This window comes from Pseudomonadota bacterium, from assembly GCA_011049115.1.
In the GTDB taxonomy this organism is placed as follows: Bacteria; Desulfobacterota; Anaeroferrophillalia; order Anaeroferrophillales; family Tharpellaceae; genus DSCM01.
This window is the reverse complement of record DSCM01000028.1, coordinates 17,501-38,690: the sequence shown is the minus strand read 5'-3', so window position 1 is coordinate 38,690 and position 21,190 is coordinate 17,501. Positions and strand designations below refer to the sequence as shown.

General features: G+C 54.4%; 24 protein-coding genes and 2 tRNA genes (1 of these 26 only partly in view). 5 read left to right on the top strand and 21 right to left on the bottom strand.

Annotation, left to right across the window (positions count from 1 at the left end; genetic code table 11):
- Window positions 1-217: 217 nt before the first annotated feature.
- The 3 genes from corA to ENN66_02555 all read left to right on the top strand — a co-directional run bounded on the left by corA (window position 218) and on the right by ENN66_02555 (window position 3,406).
- Complete coding sequence (corA, locus tag ENN66_02565) at window positions 218-1,282, top strand: magnesium/cobalt transporter CorA (GenBank protein ID HDS15496.1); 1,065 nt, start codon at window positions 218-220, stop codon at window positions 1,280-1,282.
- A 61-nt stretch (window positions 1,283-1,343) separates the two neighbouring features.
- Window positions 1,344-1,868, top strand: coding sequence for a hypothetical protein (locus tag ENN66_02560; GenBank protein HDS15495.1), 525 nt, complete (start codon window positions 1,344-1,346; stop codon window positions 1,866-1,868).
- Window positions 1,869-1,945: 77 nt separating this feature from the next.
- Window positions 1,946-3,406, top strand: a complete 1,461-nt coding sequence (locus ENN66_02555) for an NAD-dependent succinate-semialdehyde dehydrogenase (protein ID HDS15494.1) — start codon at window positions 1,946-1,948, stop codon at window positions 3,404-3,406.
- A 260-nt stretch (window positions 3,407-3,666) separates the two neighbouring features.
- On the opposite strand, the gene ENN66_02550 is transcribed toward ENN66_02555, so the two are convergent.
- From ENN66_02550 to ENN66_02540, 3 genes are all read right to left on the bottom strand, one after another.
- Window positions 3,667-3,743, bottom strand: a tRNA-Arg gene (locus ENN66_02550).
- A gap of 133 nt (window positions 3,744-3,876) precedes the next feature.
- On the bottom strand, window positions 3,877-4,518 hold the full coding sequence (locus tag ENN66_02545) for a hypothetical protein (GenBank protein ID HDS15493.1): 642 nt from the start codon (window positions 4,516-4,518) through the stop codon (window positions 3,877-3,879).
- A 3-nt stretch (window positions 4,519-4,521) separates the two neighbouring features.
- Window positions 4,522-5,346, bottom strand: coding sequence for a diguanylate cyclase (locus tag ENN66_02540; protein ID HDS15492.1), 825 nt, complete (start codon window positions 5,344-5,346; stop codon window positions 4,522-4,524).
- 130 nt (window positions 5,347-5,476) lie between these two features.
- On the opposite strand from ENN66_02540, the gene ENN66_02535 reads away from it, so the two are divergent.
- Window positions 5,477-6,472 (top strand): LysR family transcriptional regulator, encoded by a 996-nt coding sequence (locus ENN66_02535; protein ID HDS15491.1) that lies wholly within the window; start codon window positions 5,477-5,479, stop codon window positions 6,470-6,472.
- 96 nt (window positions 6,473-6,568) lie between these two features.
- Here the strand turns inward: ENN66_02535 and dapB are convergent, their stop codons facing one another.
- The 8 genes from dapB to ENN66_02495 form a co-directional block, all read right to left on the bottom strand.
- The gene (gene dapB / locus ENN66_02530) at window positions 6,569-7,351 is read right to left on the bottom strand and encodes a 4-hydroxy-tetrahydrodipicolinate reductase (GenBank protein HDS15490.1); all 783 of its coding nucleotides are present in this window, start codon (window positions 7,349-7,351) and stop codon (window positions 6,569-6,571) included.
- Window positions 7,352-7,532: 181 nt separating this feature from the next.
- The gene (locus ENN66_02525; protein HDS15489.1) at window positions 7,533-8,534 is read right to left on the bottom strand and encodes an NAD(P)-dependent glycerol-3-phosphate dehydrogenase; all 1,002 of its coding nucleotides are present in this window, start codon (window positions 8,532-8,534) and stop codon (window positions 7,533-7,535) included.
- Between the two features lie 139 nt (window positions 8,535-8,673).
- Window positions 8,674-9,546, bottom strand: coding sequence for a 4-hydroxy-tetrahydrodipicolinate synthase (locus tag ENN66_02520; protein ID HDS15488.1), 873 nt, complete (start codon window positions 9,544-9,546; stop codon window positions 8,674-8,676).
- 11 nt (window positions 9,547-9,557) lie between these two features.
- Window positions 9,558-10,415 carry a diaminopimelate epimerase gene (locus ENN66_02515; protein HDS15487.1) on the bottom strand — a complete coding sequence of 286 codons (858 nt, stop codon included), beginning with the start codon at window positions 10,413-10,415 and terminating at the stop codon, window positions 9,558-9,560.
- Window positions 10,416-10,961, bottom strand: coding sequence for a DUF4416 family protein (locus ENN66_02510; GenBank protein ID HDS15486.1), 546 nt, complete (start codon window positions 10,959-10,961; stop codon window positions 10,416-10,418).
- A complete protein-coding gene (locus tag ENN66_02505) occupies window positions 10,945-11,973 on the bottom strand; it encodes a D-glycero-beta-D-manno-heptose-7-phosphate kinase (GenBank protein HDS15485.1) in 1,029 nt (342 codons plus the stop codon). The genes ENN66_02510 and ENN66_02505 overlap by 17 nt, the downstream gene beginning before the upstream one ends.
- Window positions 11,974-12,042: 69 nt before the next feature.
- Entirely contained in the window at window positions 12,043-12,957 is a 915-nt protein-coding gene (locus ENN66_02500) for a GTPase Era (protein HDS15484.1), read from the bottom strand.
- Between the two features lie 9 nt (window positions 12,958-12,966).
- Entirely contained in the window at window positions 12,967-13,413 is a 447-nt protein-coding gene (locus ENN66_02495; protein ID HDS15483.1) for a nucleoside deaminase, read from the bottom strand.
- A 114-nt stretch (window positions 13,414-13,527) separates the two neighbouring features.
- On the opposite strand from ENN66_02495, the gene ENN66_02490 reads away from it, so the two are divergent.
- Window positions 13,528-14,301, top strand: coding sequence for a sulfurtransferase FdhD (locus tag ENN66_02490; protein ID HDS15482.1), 774 nt, complete (start codon window positions 13,528-13,530; stop codon window positions 14,299-14,301).
- A gap of 8 nt (window positions 14,302-14,309) precedes the next feature.
- Here ENN66_02490 and ENN66_02485 read toward each other — a convergent pair whose 3' ends face one another.
- The 10 genes from ENN66_02485 to ENN66_02440 form a co-directional block, all read right to left on the bottom strand.
- A complete protein-coding gene (locus tag ENN66_02485; protein HDS15481.1) occupies window positions 14,310-14,897 on the bottom strand; it encodes a universal stress protein in 588 nt (195 codons plus the stop codon).
- Window positions 14,800-16,251 (bottom strand): replicative DNA helicase, encoded by a 1,452-nt coding sequence (dnaB, locus tag ENN66_02480; protein HDS15480.1) that lies wholly within the window; start codon window positions 16,249-16,251, stop codon window positions 14,800-14,802. The genes ENN66_02485 and dnaB overlap by 98 nt, the downstream gene beginning before the upstream one ends.
- A gap of 95 nt (window positions 16,252-16,346) precedes the next feature.
- Window positions 16,347-16,541 carry a hypothetical protein gene (locus tag ENN66_02475; GenBank protein HDS15479.1) on the bottom strand — a complete coding sequence of 65 codons (195 nt, stop codon included), beginning with the start codon at window positions 16,539-16,541 and terminating at the stop codon, window positions 16,347-16,349.
- A 389-nt stretch (window positions 16,542-16,930) separates the two neighbouring features.
- A complete protein-coding gene (locus tag ENN66_02470; GenBank protein HDS15478.1) occupies window positions 16,931-17,440 on the bottom strand; it encodes a 50S ribosomal protein L9 in 510 nt (169 codons plus the stop codon).
- Between the two features lie 53 nt (window positions 17,441-17,493).
- On the bottom strand, window positions 17,494-18,477 hold the full coding sequence (locus ENN66_02465) for a DUF2232 domain-containing protein (GenBank protein HDS15477.1): 984 nt from the start codon (window positions 18,475-18,477) through the stop codon (window positions 17,494-17,496).
- 44 nt (window positions 18,478-18,521) lie between these two features.
- Window positions 18,522-18,803, bottom strand: coding sequence for a 30S ribosomal protein S18 (gene rpsR, locus ENN66_02460; GenBank protein ID HDS15476.1), 282 nt, complete (start codon window positions 18,801-18,803; stop codon window positions 18,522-18,524).
- Window positions 18,803-19,246 (bottom strand): 30S ribosomal protein S6, encoded by a 444-nt coding sequence (gene rpsF, locus ENN66_02455; protein HDS15475.1) that lies wholly within the window; start codon window positions 19,244-19,246, stop codon window positions 18,803-18,805. Before rpsF ends, rpsR begins: the two co-directional genes overlap by 1 nt.
- A gap of 151 nt (window positions 19,247-19,397) precedes the next feature.
- Window positions 19,398-20,510 (bottom strand): DUF362 domain-containing protein, encoded by a 1,113-nt coding sequence (locus ENN66_02450; protein HDS15474.1) that lies wholly within the window; start codon window positions 20,508-20,510, stop codon window positions 19,398-19,400.
- A gap of 94 nt (window positions 20,511-20,604) precedes the next feature.
- Window positions 20,605-20,679: transfer RNA gene (locus ENN66_02445), tRNA-Val, on the bottom strand.
- Window positions 20,680-20,950: 271 nt separating this feature from the next.
- Window positions 20,951-21,190, bottom strand: partial view of a radical SAM protein gene (locus ENN66_02440; protein HDS15473.1) — the end only. It continues 651 nt past the right edge of the window; only the last 240 of its 891 coding nucleotides appear in the window; its start codon lies off the right edge, out of view; it ends in the stop codon at window positions 20,951-20,953.

Here is a 21,190-nt window from a genome sequence, read left to right as displayed (position 1 = left end):
TCGCTTTCTGTTTTCCCAGCGTAGGATATCATGCTCGCAAACAACCGGCACCCGGTGGTTGTCAAAAACAATCGATTGTAGTAAACACAAAAAATCATGCTCTTCAAACCGCTTGACGAGCAAAACGAACCGGCAGAAACGAAAACTTAATTCCGGTCGAGTTTTCCCCACGCAGCCCGACTCCGGCAGTCGTCCTGAAACATAAAAAGGGCAACCCATGCAAAAATTCCCCAGTAAGATTTCGCGCAAAGCCGGCATGCCGCCCGGCACTTTGGTTTATCTCGGGGCCGATCATCATGCCGGCTCGAAGCTGTCCATCATCACCTATGATGCCCATGATTTCCAAGAGTATACGATTGCCTCGCTCGAAGAAATCAGCCCTGAGCAAAAGCCGGGCTCCGTCACCTGGATAATCATCGAAGGGCTGAGCGATATCGGGGTCATCGAAGCCCTCGGACGGCGGTTCAAGATTCATCCACTGGTTCTCGAGGACATTCTTAATCCGCATCAGCGACCCAAATTCGAAGATTACGATGACTATCTTTACATTGTTCTGAAAACCCTGATGCCCGCGCCCTCAAACTCAGCGGCCTGTGCCGAGCAGATCAGCATTCTGGTCTTGGAGGGATTTGTTTTTGTCTTCAGGGAAAAATCCGACGATTTATTTACGCCGGTTCTTCAGCGAACCAGAAACCACCTGAGCCGCTTTCGCAGCCAGGGCAGCGACTATCTGACTTACGCGCTTCTCGATCTGCTTGTCGACGGCAATTTCATTCTGCTCGACACCCTGTCCGAAAATGTGGATGCGATCGAAGAGGAGTTGTTAAGCGCCCCCGACGCGGGCACCCTCAAGAAGATTCAGGCAATCAAACGAGAGTTGACCCACATGCACCGGTTCATTTCACCCCTGCGCGAGCTTCTCAGCACCATGCTGCACAGCGATTCACACCTGATTATGGAAAAGAACCTGATTTATTTCCGCGATGTTCAGGATCATGCCATTAGGGTTTCCGAAAGACTGGATCTGTACCGGGAGATTCTCTCCGGCCTGCTTGATATCTACGTTTCCGGCATCAGCAATAAAATGAATGAAGTCATGAAGGTGCTGACCGTCTTTGCCTCGATTTTCATCCCCCTGACCTTTATCACCGGCATTTACGGTATGAACTTCGAATACATGCCCGAACTCAAATGGCGCTGGGCCTATCCTTTCCTCTGGCTTGCGTTCATAATAATTTCCTTGATTTTATTGAGTTATTTCAAAAAAAAGAAATGGTTGTGAGAACTCCGGCCGGCCGGAAACGGTCCGCTTACAGCCCCCAATAATTGCCCGTGAAATCACTATGCGCATCGCTCTCGACGGCTATAACGTGATCGCGACCTTAACCGGTACCGCCCTGGACTTTCTCGATCTGGAAAAAGAGCGTGAGGAACTCAACCAGCTGCTGGCCGACTACCGCCGCGCCAGCAGCAACCGGTTGACCGTGGTTTACGACGGGGCCTTCGCCGGCAGTGGCGAACCCCGCAGTGCCGCCGCCGGCGGGGTTGAAATCAGGTTTTCCCGGGCCGGACAGAATGCCGATCAGTACCTGATCAATCTCGCCCGCCAATACGGCAGCGGCTTGACGATTGTCAGTTCCGACCGGGAAATCGCCCGGGCCGCCGAAGGTTTCGGCGCCGTGGTGCTGGCCACCGCCGATTTTATCGGCGTCCTGCTGGCGACCCTGCAAACGACCGTCGATCTCGATGAAGATGAACCGACAGGCAAGGCCAAGCGCCACCTCACCCGCAAGCAGGGCAATCCCAAACGCCTCGGCAAAAGCCAGCGCCGCCGCAAAAAGCGGCTGCAAGCGCTCTGGAACGGCTGAAATAAGGACCGCGACCTTGCGTTGCCATTGTTAATTAAACATTCATGCGAGAACCAACCCAATTCAGGAGAAAACCAATGCCGACACAAAAACTGCAGGATCCCGGGTTATGGAAAAATCTGGCCTATATCGACGGCCATTGGATAGCAGCTGAAGGCGGTGGCGTCATCGAGGTCCGCAACCCCGCCGACGGCAAATTTCTGGGCACGGTACCCGATCTGGGTCGCGGCGAAACCGCTTGCGCCATTGCCGCGGCGGAAAACGCCGCTTCCGCCTGGCGGCGGAAAACCGCGCAGGAACGAGCCGTCATTCTCCAGAGCTGGCGGCAACTGCTGCTTACACATCAGGATGATCTGGCCTTGCTCATGACTCAGGAACAGGGAAAACCACTAGCCGAGGCCCGGGGCGAAATCGTCTACGCCGCCTCTTTTCTCGAATGGTTCGCCGAGGAAGGCAAGCGGGTCTACGGCGATGTCATTCCCGCTCAGCAGGCGGACAAGCGAATTCTTGTCCTGAAGGAACCGATCGGAGTCTGCGCCGCCATCACCCCCTGGAATTTCCCCTCAGCCATGATCACGAGAAAAGCAGGGCCGGCCTTAGCCGCAGGTTGCACGATGGTAGTCAAACCGGCAAGCGCGACCCCCTTTTCCGCCCTGGCTCTGGCCGAGCTGGGGGCACGAGCCGGAATTCCAGCCGGGGTCTTCAATGTGGTTACCGGCACGGCCGCAGCCGTCGGGGCCGAGCTGACGGAAAATCCCAGGGTGCGCAAACTGAGTTTCACCGGATCGACCGCCGTCGGCAAGCAGCTGCTCGCAGCCTGCGCCGGCACGGTCAAGAAGGTTTCGCTGGAACTGGGAGGCAACGCCCCTTTCATCGTCTTTGACGACGCCGATCTCGAGTCCGCGGTGGCCGGGGCTCTGGTTTCTAAGTACCGCAATTCGGGCCAGACCTGCGTCTGCACCAACCGATTCCTGATTCAGGATGGCATCTACGATCGGTTCGCCGAAAAGCTGGCGGCGGCGGTGGCCGTAATGAAGGTCGGCAACGGTCTCGAAGCCGACACGCAACAGGGACCGCTGATCAACCGCGACGCCGTGGCCGGAGTCCAGGCCTTGATTGCTGACGCCGTGGCAGGCGGCGCCCGGATCTTGACCGGCGGCAGAAGCCACAAGCTGGGCGGCAATTTTTTCGAACCAACAATCCTCACCAACGCCAGCCCCGAAATGCGCATCGCCCACGAGGAAGCCTTCGGCCCGGTGGCCCCGCTTTTTCGTTTTCACAGCGACGCCGAAGCCATCGCCCTGGCCAACGCCACCGAATACGGACTAGCCGCCTATTTCTACAGCCGCGACATCGGCCGGGTCTGGCGCCTGGCCGAAGCTCTCGAATATGGCATCATCGGCATCAACACCGGCTTGATCTCGACCACCGTGGCGCCGTTTGGCGGGGTCAAGGAATCCGGCCTCGGCCGCGAAGGCTCGCGCTACGGCATTGACGATTATCTTGAAATCAAGTATCTCTGCCTGGGCGGCATCTGAAACCGGCAAGCGCGAACCAGGCAAAGATGGAGTGGCATCTTCTGACAAAAGGACTCAGTTACATTGCCGCGAAATGCGAACTAACGCTGCGGCTACCACCGCATCAGGCGCTGAGCCTTTCACGGCAATATAAATGTGACCGAGCGCGATAAAGATACTTCGAACCATCAACCAAAGCGTAAAGGTTTCACCCAAAGTATCTAGCCCAGAAACAAAAAAGGGGCTAGGCGACTAATTCACCTAACCCCTTGATTTTTTATTGGCGGGCAATGCGAGATTCGAACTCACGACCTTTGGCTCCGGAGGCCAACGCTCTATCCAGCTGAGCTAATTGCCCGTACCTGTCTGTTTCACGGACGCACCAGATAGCACAGTCCGGGGCGCTTGACAAGAGAAAATGCTTTGTGAAAGGACAAAGTTCCTGAAATAATCACCGCCGAACCGGTAAAAAAAGCACTAAACTTACGGTTTCAGAGGGCAAGGACTTCCTGAAGCCGTGCCGCGCAAGCCCGGGCCCCGCAGGGGGCATTGCCAAGCCATTGCCGGTGGCCCTGCCCGCCGACCTGGTTAACCACCGCCAGCAGCAGGGCACCGGGAATGCCGCGGCATTGGCAGAGACGGGCAAAGGCATAGGCCTCCATCTGTTCGAACTGAGCCCGGTAATGCGCTTCAAGGCGGCCGGCGGCATGATCCTCGGAGGTGATCGCGGCCAAGGTCAGGCAGCGGGTCTCATAGCCCGAAGAGAGTTGCCGGGAAAGTTTTTCGTCAAGGGTCAGCGTAGTTATCAGAGGCCCGGGGAAATACCCCTTACCTTCGACTTCAGCCAGATCACCCAGAATCGCGGTCCCGGGAGAAACCAGAGTTACCGGCGGCCAGGAGGCCAGGGAGGCGGCATAAACCCCGCAGCTGCCGGTAAAAATGGCCGAGGAGATGGGCTGTGTCCGCAACAAGGCCTCAAAACCAGCCACAAAATCGACCAGACCGATGCCCAGCGCGGCCAGCAGGCAAGGCCGCCGCCGGGAGCGATAGCATCCGGGTTCAAGTTCGCTCCAGAAACCTGACTCAAGCAAAGGCAGAAGTTCTTCGCGGACCGCTGCGCAGATCAGGCGCATAATCTAATCCGCCGACGCCGCCCCGAACGAAAGCCGCAGTTCCTCTTCCACGGCCTGACCGGCCTTGCCGATCAAACCATCGACATCGTCGCCTTTAGCCGCGGAAACCGCGACAATCGCGACGGAAAGAAAAACATTAATCGTTTCCACCTGCATGGAAGCGGTCAGACGCTTGATTTTTTCCGCCACCACGCGGGCTCCCTCCGGGGTTGAATTAGCTAAAACCACCCAAAAGGTTGAGTCATCATAGAGACCGACATAATCACCCATCCTTACAATCGCCATAATCTGATCAAAAATCGCACGATTAGTAACTTCCCAGCTGTCACGCCCCAGAACCTCTATAAAGGTGTTAGCATTTTTTATTTTCAGAAAAAGCAGGGAAAACGGGGTGTGATAACGGTGATGATAGGCGATCTGGCGCTGCAAGGCCTCGCGCAAAGCCCGCCGGCTGGGAATGCCGAGAGCGTTTTCGGCGCTGAAAGGGGAGTTTTCGTTGTTCATCGCGGAGTTTGAGTTTCGTCGCAGAATTCCAACCCGGCAGCCATCGGCGCCGGCATCGTCAGGAACCGGATAAAACTCGAGGCCGCTCAACCCGGTCCCGGATTCAGCCTGAAGATCCCCGGGCAGACCTTTCAAGGCCGCCCCTTCCTGAAACCTCACCATTTCAGACCAGTCACGCCCAAGCACCCGCTGACTTTCAAGACCACTGATTTCCGCCAGTTGCGGACTCCAGTAGGCCACCCTGCCAGCCTCATCCAAAACCACCAGCGCGTAACCGCCGGCCTGAGCAATCACCGTCAGCAGAGCCTCAACATTCACTCGCACAGAGCAACCTCCCTACTTATTTCGGCCAGCCCCTTGACGACCGATTATTTTTACTCTAAAAGGTCGAGGGCTTCGTAACAACTCCACCGGCTTCGCTCCCCTTCAACCTTCGTCACGACGGCGTACTTCTATGTTCGCCGCGGGCCTCAGGTATCGAACGCCTCGCATTCGGAGCTGTTGCAGTTTTCAGGCTAATTCCATCTCAAAAAAAACAGGACAGCATATGATTGAGATGCGACAGATTCAAGTCTTTCTGGCAATCAGCGAACATCTGAATTTCAGTCGGGCGGCGGAAAAGATCTATTTGACTCAGCCCACCGTCAGCGGTCACCTGAAAAACCTGGAAAACTTCCTTAAAGTTCAACTCGTCGACCGCAGCGGCCGTGAGGTTCGCCTGACTTCGGCCGGCGAGATCTTTCTGCCCTTCGCCCGCCGAATCTTCGCCCTGCAGGAAAAGGCCCGCAAAGAAATGCGGCTTTACGCCGGAGCGGAACACGGCAAGCTAGAAATCGGCGGCAGCAATACTCCGGGCCAATATATTCTGCCAGCGGTAATCGGCCGTTTTACACAGAGCCGCCAACAAACCAAAGTCACCCTGCGCATTGAAGACAGCCAGTCAATCATCGATCTGGTCGGCGACGGCGAGCTTGAGCTGGGATTGGTCGGCAACCCGCCCACAGACAAGGATTTCATTTCGATAAAATGCCAGGGAGACGAGCTCTACCTGGTAGCGTCTCCGGCCCGCGGCCGTTCAATTTCCTCACCGCTCAGCCTTGAAACCCTCAGGAAGCTACCTTTTATAATCCGGGAAAAAGGTTCCGGAACCCGACGGAGCATGCTTTCAGTCTTACAACAAAGAGGTCTGACCAAACTTGAAGACTTAAATCTGGTCGCTGAAATGGGCAGCGCGGAAGCGGTTCGTCAGGCGGTCAAAAATGATCTCGGGGTAACCATCATCTCCAACCTCTGTGTCGATGAAGACCTGAAAAACGGAAACCTGCAACAGCTCAGCCTTCCGGACGGCCCGATCAAACGCGACTTTTATCTGATCTACAATCGCGACCGGCGTCTTTCGCCCCTGGCCGAACTTTTCAAAGAGTATATTCTGAACCCGGAAAAGACTTGACCATTTTATTTTCTGAAGAACCACGCTCCATTAAAGAATACCTTCAAAAGCTTTCTTTCAGCCCCGAATATTTCATATTTTCGGGGCGACGCCGATTCAATAAAGGACCTCCTGCAGACCCAGCATATCCAGCATGTCGTACATCCCGGGGGCTTGTTTCAGAAGCCAGCGGGATGCCTGCAGCGTGCCACGAGCATAAGGCTCCAGTGATTGCGAGCGATGCGTGATCTCAAGACTCTCACCTTGGCCGGCGAAAATTACGGCATGCTCACTGTTAAAAGTCCCCCCGCGAAGACTGGCAATCGCAATTTCCTTGTGCGGTCGGCTGCCGATCAGTCCCCAGCGCGCCTGATGCCGCAGCGACTGGGAGAGCGTCCAACCTCTTTTCTCAGCTACCAGCTGAGCTATTTTCAGAGCCGTGCTGCTGGGTGCATTGCGTTTTTCCCGGTGATGTTTCTCGACGATCTCCACGTCAACCGTATCGTGCGGCAGCACCGCCGTGGCGTTCGCGATCATACGCCAGGCCAGGTTCATCATCAGACTCATATTGGGACTCAACAGCGCGGGTACCGGCCGCAGAATTTCCGCCAACCTGTCCAGCTGTGAGCGGGTAAAGCCGGTCGTTCCGACAACCATCGCTAAACTCTCGCTCGCGGCCCATTCGGCATAAGCCAGGGTCGCCTCGGGATAACTGAAATCCACCAGCACATCCGGCCGCTGCAACCGGCAGGCCTCAGCCAGAAGCTCCAACTTCTCAGGGAGCGAAAGTTTACCGGCGTTGCTCACGAATTGGGCCACGACATCTGCCTGACTCTCAAGATACGCCAGAAAAGCGCCGCCCATGCGACCCGCGGCCCCGGTAACGGCAATCCGTAACATGTTTTCCTTTCGAACACACCATTAATTAAAAGGCTTACAGCAAGTCTTCATCCCAGCGGCTGGACCGGGGATACCCAGGAGACACCATCCCGATATGCGGCTACAATCAAGTCAGGCCTCCTGAAGAGGCTCGGAATAGCCTGTTTTCCGCAAATGTATTGCGAGGCTGAATAGTCGCCGCTTATATTTCCGACTTAAGACTTCTTTGCAGAAGATCCACCACCGCCTGCCGGGGATCCTTTCCCGCTTCGAGAATGGAATAGACCTGCTCGGTTATGGGCGCTTCAACCTGCAGCCTGGCCGCCAGCTGATAGGTCGAAACCGTGGTTTTGATCCCTTCGGCGACCATTCTCATCCCCGCCAGAATTTCCTCCAGGGAACGCCCCCGACCCAATTCAAGTCCGACCGTACGATTACGGGAAAGATCGCCGGTACAGGTCAAAACCAGATCACCCATTCCGGCCAATCCGGCAAAAGTCTGCGCCCGGGCTCCGGCCGCAACCCCCAAACGGGTCATCTCGAAAAGTCCCCTGGTAATCAGGGCCGCCCGGGTATTTGAACCAAACCCCAGCCCGTCGGCAATTCCTGCGGCCAGAGCCATGACATTTTTCAGGGCGCCGCCGAATTCGATCCCAATCACATCGGTGCTGGTGTACACGCGAAAGCGCTCACCGCTGAAAACCTGCTGTACGATTTCGGCTACCCGCTCATCAGCCGCGGCCGCGACCACTGCGGTCGGCAAGCCCTTGGCCACCTCGCGGGCGAAAGAGGGGCCGGAAAGAAAGGCCAGTCGTGCCTTGCGCCCAGACCGCTCCAGTTCTTCCTCCAGAACCTGGGACATCGTCATCAGGCTCTCGTTTTCGATCCCCTTGGAAGCGGAAACCAGTACCAGATTTTCTTTCAGATAGGGTAACAAACGACAAAAAATCTGACGCATCAATTGTGATGGGGGCACCAGTAAAACCAGTTCCCGACCTGCGACCGCTTCCGCCAGGCTGTCGGTAAAACACAAATTTTCATGCAGAGTGATATCGGGTAGAAAAAGATCATTTTCCCGTCCCCGGCGCATGCGCAGAACCAGATCCGACTCATAAGCCCAAAGTGTTACCCGATGACCGATCCGCGCCAGCAGGTCAGCCAGGGCCGTGCCCCAACTCCCGGCGCCTACAACCCCGATATCCATATTTCTTCCTGATCCGGTCGAGCCGGATAGCAACTTCAGTTAAACAGCTTTTCAAAAAAGGCAATTATTCGGATCCGGGGGCTCAGCAAGCGACAAAAAACAACTCTCCCAGAAGAACCTCTCAAACCTAAGGGGCCCATCAAATCAAGGCGTAGGCTTTCAGAACCTGCTCCAGATGGCTCCGATTGTCGGCTTCCATCATGACCATCGGCAATCTGATTTCTTCGACTATCCGACCCATCATGGCAAGTGCGGTCTTGACCGGCACCGGATTGGTTTCGATAAACATGGTCGCGCAAAGTTTTTGCAACTTATGATGCATGGCGGCGGCCTCCGACCACTGACCGGCGGCAACGGCATCACAGATTCCGGCAATCAAGGAAGGCGCGATATTGGCCGTGACCGAAATCACTCCGCGCCCACCGATGCACATCTGCGGGAAAAAGGTAAAATCGTCCCCGGACAACAGGGCAAAATCGGGCCCGCAGGCCGCGATAATAGCGGAGGCTCTCTGCATACAGCCAGTAGCCTCCTTAATCCCCACGATATTAGGAAGCGCGGCCAGCCGCCCCACGGTAGCCGGCAGGAGATCGACACTCGTCCGACTGGGCACATTATAAAGCAGAATGGGAATATCAACGCTTTCGGCAATCGCTTTGAAATGCTGATAAAGCCCCTCCTGCGAAGGTTTATTGTAATATGGGGTTATCAGCAGAACCCCGTCGGCTCCGACATCCTTGGCGTGCTGGGTCAAACGAATCGCCTCAGCCGTATTGTTGGAACCGGCTCCGGCAATCACCGGTACCCGCTTAGCCACCGCATCAATCACGATATCGATCACCTGCTGGTGTTCGGCATGCGACAGCGTCGCCGATTCTCCGGTCGTTCCGCAGGGAATGATCGCATCCGTGCCCCCAGCGATCTGAAACTCAACCAATTCCCTTAAAGCGGTTTCATCTACAACCCCGTCTCTGAACGGGGTAACAATCGCTACCATGGCTCCGTCAAACATCAAACATCTCCTTACACGACTCGCTCGGTTGGCGGTAAAACTAATTCCAGAACCCCTTTATATACGATTACAGCCCCCCCTTCAAGGAAAACTTCAGAAAAGTCCAGCCCTTCCTGCTTATAAAAAATCGTCAGAATCTCACCACTTCCAGTAACCACCGCGGTCGGGGAAGCAACCTTTCCGCGCACGGCCAGAAGAAGAGCGGCCGCCACCGAACCGGTACCACAGGCCAGGGTTTCAGCTTCGACCCCTCGTTCATAGGTCCGGATCGCCAAACGACGCTCATTCACAATCCGGACGAAGTTGACATTCGTCCCCGCCGGGGCAAAAACCGGGTGTCGGCGAATCGCGGCCCCCTGCCGCAGAAGCCAAGAAGGGTCCGGATCGCAATCAACCACCAAGATCGCATGCGGCACGCCGCTGTTGATGAAATCGACGGCAATCCGTTCACCTTCAATCTCCAGCTCAAGACCCTGGCGCAGGGAATGTGGCCGGGGCATCTCGAGCCTTACCCGGTCACCATCGACCTGAGCCCGAATCGCTCCGGCCGGAGTCAGAAAAACCATTTTCGCCGAGGCCAGCTTCTGAAGAAAAGCAAAACGCGCGACGCAACGCCCCCCGTTACCGCACATCTCAGCTTCAGAGCCGTCGGCGTTGTAAAATCGGCAGGTGAAATCGGCGGCTTCAGCCTCTTCCACAAGAATCAGACCATCGGCCCCGACCCCAAGAGCCCGGCGACAGAGCTTGCGCACCAGAGCGGGGCGTGTTTTTTCAGGGAAAATCCGCCCACGGTTATCGATGACCATAAAATCATTACCGCCACCCTGCATCTTCCAGAAAAACAAACTGCTATTTTGAATTCCAGACATTCAGCGCCAATCTCCCTGCCGCCGCCGGCGTAATATTTTTTTTCTCACCTCTCCGCATAACTCCCTGACATAGTCGCCGGCATAATCGGGATAACTCCAGCGCAGGGGAATATACTGGCCCGACTCAAAAACCAGGGTCAGATCAGCGTAGATGCCACGACCCAGATAAGGACGATGCGGCACCGCCTTCGTCGAAGCCAGCACCAGATGATCAAGCGCCAGATAACCGGGGTCGAGGTTAACCCGACGACGACCGGCCGCGGCCAGACGGATTTCCAGTTGGTCACTGAACAACTTGGCGTCAATCAGCCGCGAACGTAAAAACGGCCGCTGAAAAAACAGCAAATAACGACCGAGCCCCCGACCCATTTCGGCTTCATAATAACGCGAATGAGCAAAAGAAAGCCAGAAAGAACAACAGTCAATCGGCCCGAACTCAGGTTCAAGAAGTTGCGCTGCGGCCAGCGCCGTCGCCGGTGTTCCGGCAAGCGCACTGATCATTAAAGCCCCGGGTTCAGGCTCACGATAATCAAGATCTGGACGCATCGATTCGCGGCCTCGAACTTTGATAATAATCTACAATTTCATCCCCGGAAACGGTAGCCGTCCCCCGTTTACCAACCACGATCCCGGCAGCGAGATTGGCCAGCAGGGCGGCTTCAAATAATTTAACCCCGGATTCAAGCAGAGCCAGCGTGAGCACCGCGATCACCGTATCGCCGGCCCCGGTCACATCGAAAACCTCGCGCGCCAGGGTCGGAAGCAGCAACGGTTTGTCGCTGCCCGGAAAGATGGCCATGCCATCGTCGCCCCGGGTAATAATCAACGCACGACTGCGAAAACGCTCCTTGATACAGGCCCCGGCCCGGGCCAGAGTCTCACTGTCAACGGGAAAACCGCAGGCCTGTCCGGCCTCCATGGTATTGGGCGTAACCAGATCGACGTCATGATAAAGATCAAAATTGACAACCTTGGGATCGAGCGCCAGAAAAAGACCCCGCCGCCGGGTTTCGCTGACCAGCAGATCGAAAAGTTCGCGCTCCACCACCCCTTTGCCGTAATCCGAAACAATCACCCCCTCAACCCGGGCGCAGGCCGCCATGATGGCGTCTCGCAAGGCCTGACGACTCTCCAGCGAAAAAGGGCTGAGGGTTTCCTGATCGAAGCGGACAACCTGCTGCTGGTGCGCGACGATGCGCGTCTTCACCGAGGTCTGGCGCTGCGCTTCACAAACCAGGCCGGCGATTCCACAGCCGCTCTCCTGCAGCTCCCGGCACAGGGACAGGCCCTCGGGATCATCTCCGATCAGGGCGACCAGTTCAGGTCGAGCCCCCAGCGCCAACAGGTTACGAACCACATTGGCGGCGCCGCCCGGACGATTTTCCCGGCTGACAACCGAGACCACCGGCACCGGCGCCTCCGGGGAAATTCTTTCCACCGTGCCGCGAATAAAACAATCAACCATCACATCGCCAAACACCAGCACCCGACGGCCCCGCATCGCCGCCAGCAGCTGCCGCAAACGATCCGGAGAAAGAAAATCATGACCTGTTTCCATAAACCTTCTTGTCTCTTCCTTTTCTTAATGACCGCTTTGCAAGCAGTTCAGAAGTGGTCTTCGAATGCATCATTCCTGATCATAGCCAAAACGTTTGAGCTGAGCGGCATCCCGGGTCCAGTTGCGGGCCACCGCGACATGAAGCTCCAGAAAAATCGGAATTCCGACAAAGGCCTCAATGGCCTGTCGCGACAAGATACCGATCTTTTTCAGCATGCTTCCGCCGCGACCGATAAGGATCCCTTTCTGCGAATCCTGCTCAACATAGATTGAAGCTCCAATACTAAGGCGGGCTTCCAGATCACGGTAATAATCGATCTCAACCGCCACTGAATAGGGAATTTCATCCCGGGTCAGTTTGATAATCTGCTCCCGGATAACCTCCTGCACCCAGAACCTTTCACTCATCTGGGTCTGTATATCATCCGGGAAGTAAGCCGGATGACAGGGCAACCGGGCCAGCATTTCCCGCACCAGGGATTCCACTCCGACACCGTCCCGGGCGCTGATAAAAAAAAGTCTCTCCTTCTCCAGAGCGAATTCATTTTTCAGTTCCGCGGCCATCGGTAAACGGCTGAGGTATGAACCGTCGCGCTCGGCAAGCTGGTCGATCTTATTCAAGGCAACCAGGAAGGGGATCTGTTCGGCCCGGGCCCGGTTGAGAATCTCTAGCTCGCCGGAACGCAGCCGAGCATTCCCGGCTTCCAGCAAGACCAGGGCTAGATCGGCATCGCGCCAGGCTGCCTGTGAGATTTCTACCAGTTTCTGGTTCAGTTGCCCTTTCGGGCTGTGCAGCCCCGGGGTATCGACCAGAACCATCTGGGCCGCCGGAAAATTTTTGATACCGACGATGCGATTGCGGGTGGTCTGCGGCTTATCCGTAACGATAGCGATTTTTTCCGCCAGAATATGGTTCAGCAGAGTCGACTTGCCCACATTCGGGCGTCCCACCAGGGCGACAAAGCCGCTGCGAAATTCAGTCATATTATGCTCTCAGGTTGACTTCGGGGTCCCACGCAGACCACGAAAAAAGGTTGTCAGCAAAGCCGCCGACCGGGCCTTGAAAACTCCGCCCCGCACGGCAAAAGCATGATTTAAACGAGCATCCTCCCCCAGACGGTAGAGGCTCTCGATCGCCCCGCCCTTGGGATCCGGGCAACCGTACACCAAACGTCCGATACGAGCCTGAAACAACGCTCCGGCACACATGATACAGGGTTCAAGGGTAACATAAAGGGTTACTTCATTCAACCGCCAGTCACCCAGCTTGCGGCTGGCTTGTTCAAGCACCTCGATTTCGGCGTGAGCCAGAGCCAGTTTTTTTTCTTCCTTGCAATTCCGCCCCCGGGCGATAATCCGTCCCCGCCAGACCGCTACCGCTCCGACCGGAATTTCTCCGGCCAGCCAGGCAAATCGGGCTTCATCCAGGGCCAAGGTCATAAAAAGATGGTCAAGCATCGCAGAATTGACAAATCATGATCAATTAGGATAAGGACAAAGAAAGCCCACTCTCCGCTCCGAACAATTCGGACACAGTTGTAAAAGGCCGTGTAAATGAATAAAAGTCAACCGTTTTCAGCCTTCTCCTATGAAGTCGACGGCCAACGCTGGCAGCGTTTTCAACCTGCGCTTATAACGGAAATTCCGTTGCAGATCTGGATCAACGGAGAACATCTGGTCACGCTGCATCGCACCCCCGGCAACGAACTCTTTCTGGCCGCCGGCTATCTCTATTATCAGGGTCTGATCAGTTGTCCCGAAGATATCAAAGCTCAGCGTCTGATTACGCTGACCTCCGAAACCGCTTCACCTCTTGCCTGCGACTCCTTACGTCTGACGATCAAGACACCGCGCACCGCGATCAGCGCTCTGACCGCCGGAGCTATCTGGACAATAATCCAACCGCAAAGGGAAAATCCCCGGAGTAAGCCTTTTTCCCTGCCCCCCTCCAGCCTCACAGAGCTGCCCGCGAAAATGCATCAGCGACAACAGCTCTACCAAACGACCGCCGGAGCCCACGCCGTCGCCATCGTTGACGAATCTGGGGAGATTCTCCACTGCGAGGAAGATGTTGGCCGCACCAACGCTTTGGACAAGCTGGTAGGCTACTGCCTCTGCCAAAAAATTGACATGACTTCTCAGGGTGCGGTTTTCAGCGGCCGCATCAATCTGGAAATGGCGGTTAAGATTGTCCGCGCCGGGTTCCCTCTGGTGTTCTCGTTTTCGGCCCCCACGGCGGGGGCGGTACGTCTTCTCGAACAAGCCGACATCGCCTATGCCGGCTCTTTGCGAGCCGGCTCATTCACCCTGTTCTGCGGCTCCCTTTAGCTGACAAATCATGCTCTCACGACATAAACCCCGCAAGGAGCCTGTTCAACAACCTCCGCCGAGACGCTGCCCAGAAAGGCTCTTTTCATCGCGCCTTTGCCGGTGCTGCCGACAACCAGCAGGTCAATATCATACTCACGCGCCAGCTTGATAATCGAAACCGCCGGCGAGCCATCCACGACCAGGGTCTCCAGTTGAACCTCTTTCTCGGCGGCAAGCTTACGCACGACCAGAAAAGCTTCATCGACAATCCGCTGCCAGCGCTCCGGGTCTTCGGTCCGAGCCGACAGGCCACGGGCAAAAAGATCATCGTAATCACGAATGCGATCCGCTTTAACAAAAACCGCATAAAGTTTGTTCTTAAACTTTCCGCCCTGACAACAAGCCAGCCAAACCGCTTCGTGAACAGCTTTGTCGGAAACGGCCGAACCATCCACCGCGACCATGATCTTTCTTCGAATTCCCAACATTGCGGACTCCTTTCCCCAGAATTGCCGATCAATCCTCTCTGACTGCGTCAAAGTGAGCAAAATCACTCTCCACCGCAGCCAGTTCACGCTCCGACATTTGTTCGCGCCCTCCTTCATAGGCGTCATAACGGTTATCGATATCACGAAAGGTTGTAAACTCACCAAAAAATCTCATATTAACCACACCTGTGGGACCGTTTCGTTGTTTTCGGATCAGAATCTCGGCCAGGCCGGCATTCTCCGGCTTATCCTTGTTATAAACCTCATCTCGGTAAACAAACATAATCACATCAGCATCCTGTTCGATAGCCCCGGATTCACGCAGATCGGAAAGCTGCGGACGGCGGTCGACCCTTGATTCGACGCTGCGGTTGAGCTGAGAAAGAGCGACTACAGGTACGTTGAGCTCTTTGGCCATAGCCTTCAGAGAACGTGAGATTTCCGAGATTTCGCGCTCCCGACTCTCGCCATCGCCGCGCATCAACTGCAGATAATCCACCATGACCATATCCAGTCCTTTGTTGTTCTGCAGCCGTCTGGCCTTGGCCCGCATCTCCATAATGGAGATCGCTGCGGTATCATCAATATAAATCGGCAATTCGGAAACCACCGCCGCCGCCTCGGAAAGTCGCGGCCAGTCCTGATCTTTAAGCAGCCCCCGACGAATCGTCTGAGCATTAATCTCGGATTGACTGCAGAGCAGCCTCGTAACCAGCTGTTCTTTTGACATCTCCAGTGAAAAAAAGGCAACGCGCGTCACCACCTCCGGGTTGGCGGAGGCATTGTGAGCAATATTGAGTGCAAAAGAGGTTTTGCCCATACTCGGACGACCGGCGATAATAATCAGGTCCGAACGCTGAAAACCACAGGTCATATTGTCGATCCCGGCAAAACCAGTCGCCACTCCGGTAATCGTGGTATTGCTGCGATAAGCCGCGTCGATCGCAGCAAAACTGCTTTTGACAATTTCATCGATCGGGGTTATCTCCGATTGATTACGTTTTCTGGCCACATCGAGAATCGCCCTTTCCGCGCTGTCAACCAGCTGATCCACATCTTCGACCTCCCCGTAACTCTGTTCGACAATCGTGGTCGCAGTTTGAATCAAGCCCCTGAGCAAGGATTTATTCTTGACGATTCTGGCATAGGCGGACAGATTGGCGGCGGTATGAACGTTATCCACCAAAGAAGAAAGATAGCCGCTGCCACCGATATCATCAAGTTTATGCCGCTGTTTAAGATGATCGGCCACCGTCACCAAATCGATAGGCTCATGATTTTTAGACAGCATCAGGATCGTTTTAAAAATCTCGCGGTTGCCGGGACGGTAAAAATCCTCCTCCCGAACATAATCCATGACCTGACTCAAGGCCGAGTTCTCGAGCATGATTCCGCCCAGCAGGGCCTCTTCCGCCAGCAGACTCTGGGGCGGCAGCCGCAAAGGGTCCAAACTCTCTTTACTTTTACCTTTCTTTACCACCAAACGCTCCCGTTCCTCTGAATCATCCGTATCAGCAAAGATATGATTACGTGTAACGTTTCAGTTCCGAAGGATCTGCTGCATTTTCTCCACGACTAACGCTGAAATTGCTGTTTTTCCAGCGGCTCATGCGTCCAAAGGTCTGGATTCACGCTCTCGCGCTCAAACACCAGCCCTGTAATGGGCTTCATGCGCGGGGGAAAACCGAAAATTCGCAAGACGTTACGGAAAACCACCGAAACCACCGCAAAACTAAAAAACGGCTGAATAGTTACGATTAGTTTTTTCAAACAAACGGCGCTTCGTAAACACCGCGACAAAGCCCCCTTCAAACAAACAGTTCCCCTCCTGACAACTGTTCTTATCATCTGAAATCTTGTCGGCATTTGACAGCGCAAGATTTATTTAGACACCAAGTGCCAACCTCTCCCCCATTAGAGCATAAACCTCATTTAACAAAGATTTGCAACCACAAAAAGAAGACTGCGTGCCGAAGCCTCGCTCATCTCAGAAGCAACCACTGTCATCGTACAAAGGGGGCGAAAAGAGAAGCAGAATTTCTGCATAACAGAAAAAGGACGGGAGGAAGGAAAAGATCAAGCCGCTTGCCAAAAGGCCAAGTTATAAAGCCTGTGCGCGGCGCGTTTTGTCTCAAACGCGCACAGGCTTTGGGCTAAACTCAGTCAACCACGCTCTCCGCTTCCGCGGAAACAGCTGGCATATCCGCCACCAGAACCACTTCATTCTGGTCACTGACCACCACGATTTTAAGTTCCGCGACAATCCCCGGCTGAACCTTAACCAGGGCAGTAAAATCTCCGACATGCTTGATGCTTTCCGGCAGCTCAATCTTACGCCGGTCGACATCAATCTGCAGTTCATTAAGCCTTTCCGCAATATCCATCGCCGTCACCGAGCCGAAAAGCTTGCCCTGTTCACCGACCTTGCGTTCAAACTCGAGCCGTAACGCCGAAAGCCGGGCCCGCAGGGCCTCACCCTCAGCCTGAAGCCGCTGACGTTTCTTCTCAAGCCCACAAAGATGATGCTTGACATAATTGAGATTGCCTTCATTGGCCTCAATCGCCCGGCCGCTCGGCAAAAGAAAGTTGCGGGCGTAACCGTCTGCGACTGTCACCAGATCACCGATATTACCAAGATGCTCAACCGGCTCCTGTAAAATAATCCGCATAATAAATCCTCCAAAATATTTTTCACTGCTTCCTGATCTGATCGAAAACCACCCTAAAGTGACTGACGGTAACGCGTGATCCGTTTCCTGAAATCAAACCAGATATCAAATATACCGAGCAGAATCAGCAACACAAGCAGAAACTGAAAAGCTAAAAAAAAGAAAAAGATAAACGACCTCTGAAGCAGACCCAAATCGAATGCGACCATAGCAAACTGCACAATGGCCAACCCCTGAATCAAATAAGCAAAAGCGATCAGACCCGCCCCATTCAAAACAACAACCTGCCAGAAACCCGACAACGGTAAAAAAAGCAGCGCCCCCAGAGCGACTATCAGGGGCCATACCATTATTTGTGGTAACTGCAAGCGGGAAAATTCGCTTCGGTTGCGTAAAAGCTCCGGGGGGTGTCCATGCCGCCGACTGTAAAAAAACCGGGCCGCCTCGACACCCACATTATGAATCAGGTAAAAGGTCACAAACAACAGGGTCGGGAAAAAAGACCCGGCCCAGGCGGCAACCGCATCCGCCGCTTGTTTCAAGGTATCCAGCTGTTCCCTGGAAACCCCGATATTTTCATAAAGCGTAACCACCCCGGCAATATTGGCTTTCATAAAATTTTCCGCCAGGGCTACCGGGGTCAGCCCCTGTTCGTAGCTGACCCACAGCATCAACAACATCACTATAAAGGTCGCCAAACCTGCGCTCAGAAACAGGGTTTCGACCCCTGGTCGACGGCGCCGCAACAAATCATCAAGAATCAGACTGGAAAGCCCGAACTCAAAAAAATACACCGCCACCGGAGCAACCGAACGAAAACTAAACAGAAGAATCCCGACTACGGCCACCACCATCACAGTCGGAGGCCAGCGTTGCTCGGTCTGAAAGCGCAGATAAATGCCGGGGGCAATCGCCGCCAAACCGATCAGAGCTCCGATGAGAGGGAAAAAGGCCCCTCCCAGATAGAGAACCACGGTCGTAATCACAGCCAGCGACAAAGCTCGGCCGATGGGAGTCGGCGTCTCTACCACAACGATTCAACCCCGAAATGGAGCGGCTGCCAGTCTTGGTTTAACTCCCATCAATAAGGTTTCGGCGTGCTCACCGAAAACGGCAACAACGCGATATTACGAGCCCGTTTGATCGCCACCATCAATTCCCGCTGATGGGCAGAGCAGGTCCCGGAAATCCGACGCGGCACGATTTTACCCTTCTCACTAATATAATAACGCAGCAAGCGAATGTCCTTATAATCAATTTTCAGGGCACTATCAGCACAAAAACGACAATATTTTCTTCTAGTTACAAAGGAACGACGCCGACTGCCCCCCTTCGCCTCAATTTTTTTCTTTGCAAATGCCATTATTCATCCCCCGGGTTATCATCTTCAGCATCGTCGTTAAGATCTTCATCCAGATCATCGGAGCTCTCCGCCATCTCACCATCGCGAAGCTCCCCCAAACCCTCACCGTCAACCGGGATATTGAGAACTTCCACCTGAATAAAATCATCCGGCAGACGTACGGTAAGAAACTTGATAACGGCTTCGTTAATTTTAAAACGTCTCTCAATTTCCGCCAGGCATTCCGGCAGGCAACTGAAACGCACCAAAATATAACGACCATCGGCATGCTTCTTAACGGGATAGGCCAGGGTTCTGACCCCCCAATCCTCACGGTGCAGCAGCTCACCCGCCATCCGCTCCAGAGTTCCATTAAGGATCTCATCGACCTTCTCTACATCATCGCTCGGCAGATTGCCGGGATGGATGTAAAGCAACTCATACTTTCTTGCGACTTCTCTCATTGTCCTGTGTTCCTCCTTCTGAGTTTAATAGCCCTGACAACCAGGGCAAGGAAGGTTTGCGTCCGGTCATTCGCCGTCCCGGACGTCACCAAATAGAAAAGCTGGCAGCTACACCAACAGCCAGAAAAAAGCAAGCTTTTTCATCCCACGATCACACCTTCTCAAGCTCGTAAGACCGGCTGCCGAGACCGATTTCTTCCGCATAAGCCAGTTGCAAACGCCAATCCACTTCAGGATAAAGCAGACGAAACTTATCAGTGCCCGGAGCGATATCTGCGCCAAGAGCACTGCCCGGCATTCCGGGCGCCGCTGTCACCAGATCCGCACAAGCCTGATCAAGGGCGACCGGATCGGTTGCCGCCAGAATCCCGAGATCCGCCACAATCGGCATATCATTATGACCATAACAATCGCAGGCGGGGCTCACCTGGAGTACGAAATTGATAAAAAAGCAGCGCTCGCGCTTGCCCTGACAGGCCCCGAAAGCGTACTCGATCATTTTTTCCTGAAAAACAGGAATAGTTTCATTCCAGCGGATATTAATAGCGTTCTGTGGACAAATAACGATACACTCACCACAACCGACACAAAGTTCATTGTCGATGAACGCTTTTTGATTCTCCTGATCCAGCGAGATCGCGCCGGCCGGACACCATTTGAGACAAAGACCGCAACCGACACACCGTTTACGGGTCACCTTAGGACTGATATTGGAATGCTGACTCAGTTTGCCCTCACGCCCGGCACATCCCATCCCCAGATTCTTCAGCGCACCGCCGAACCCCGGCAGCTCATGTCCCTTAAAATGGCTGAGCACTACCATGGCATCGGCATTGGCAATCTCCGCGGCAATCTTAACCTCCTGAAAATGACGCAGACCAACAGCAACCGTCCGCGTACTGTTACCTCGCAGGCCATCGGCGATCAGAATTGGAGCATTGAGCACGGGAAAGTTAAAACCGTGTCTGATGGCGGTTTCCAGATGACTGACCGCATCGCTGCGGGTTCCGACATACAACGTATTAGTATCGGTGACAAAAACCTTGCCCCGCAAAGCATGAACCGCATCAACAACCGGACGGACCAGAATGGGCCGAATAAAGGAAGCATTACCTTCTTCACCAAAATGAATTTTAATCGCCGTCAAAGACTTCGGCCTGATCCCTTGAGGCAACCCCACCGCATCAAGCAGGCGACGGATTTTAGTAAATGTATTATCTTTGAAATGGCTGCGTAAATCCGCCATATAAACCTTTGCTGTCATCTCCGTCTCCTCAAAATCACATTCGACTTTCCCGCAACACTGCCGATCAATAAAAAAGGGAACCGCTGCCGGTTCCCTTTATAAGACATCGCCTTGGTAGGCGGTACTGGATTTGAACCAGTGACTTCCACCGTGTGAAGGTGGCACTCTCCCGCTGAGTTAACCGCCCATCAAAAACTATCAATAGTAGCGTTTATATACGAGATCCAAGGAGCTGTCAAGAGGATAAAAACCGGTTGGGTACGGTTGCCCGGCCCAGAAGTAACCCACCGGGGTGCGCCTGCACATCTATCCGGCACTGCCGACCTTATCGCCAACGGGCGGCCTTCTGCAGGGAATCGTCATAGAGCCCTCCCTCCTCCAAGCTAACCGTTATCTCGCAGAGGATATTAATTCTGCCCTGTTCTACCCTGCTTTCTCCCGGGCCCAAATCAGGTTATCTACAGATAGCGGTAATCGGCATAGTCAACTTCATGCTTGCGACAATATACTATCCCCTGATCAAGGACATGAAGCATCCGTTCCTTATCTTCCGGAAGCTTGCCGTCCAAGGGGACAATATTAGATGCATGATCGTTTAAAAAACGTGATCCAACCGTGAGACCAACCAGAATATCACGTTCCTCTTCAATACTGACCAACGGTGAGACCTGAGTGAAGCTGCCTTCATCAATCCACCG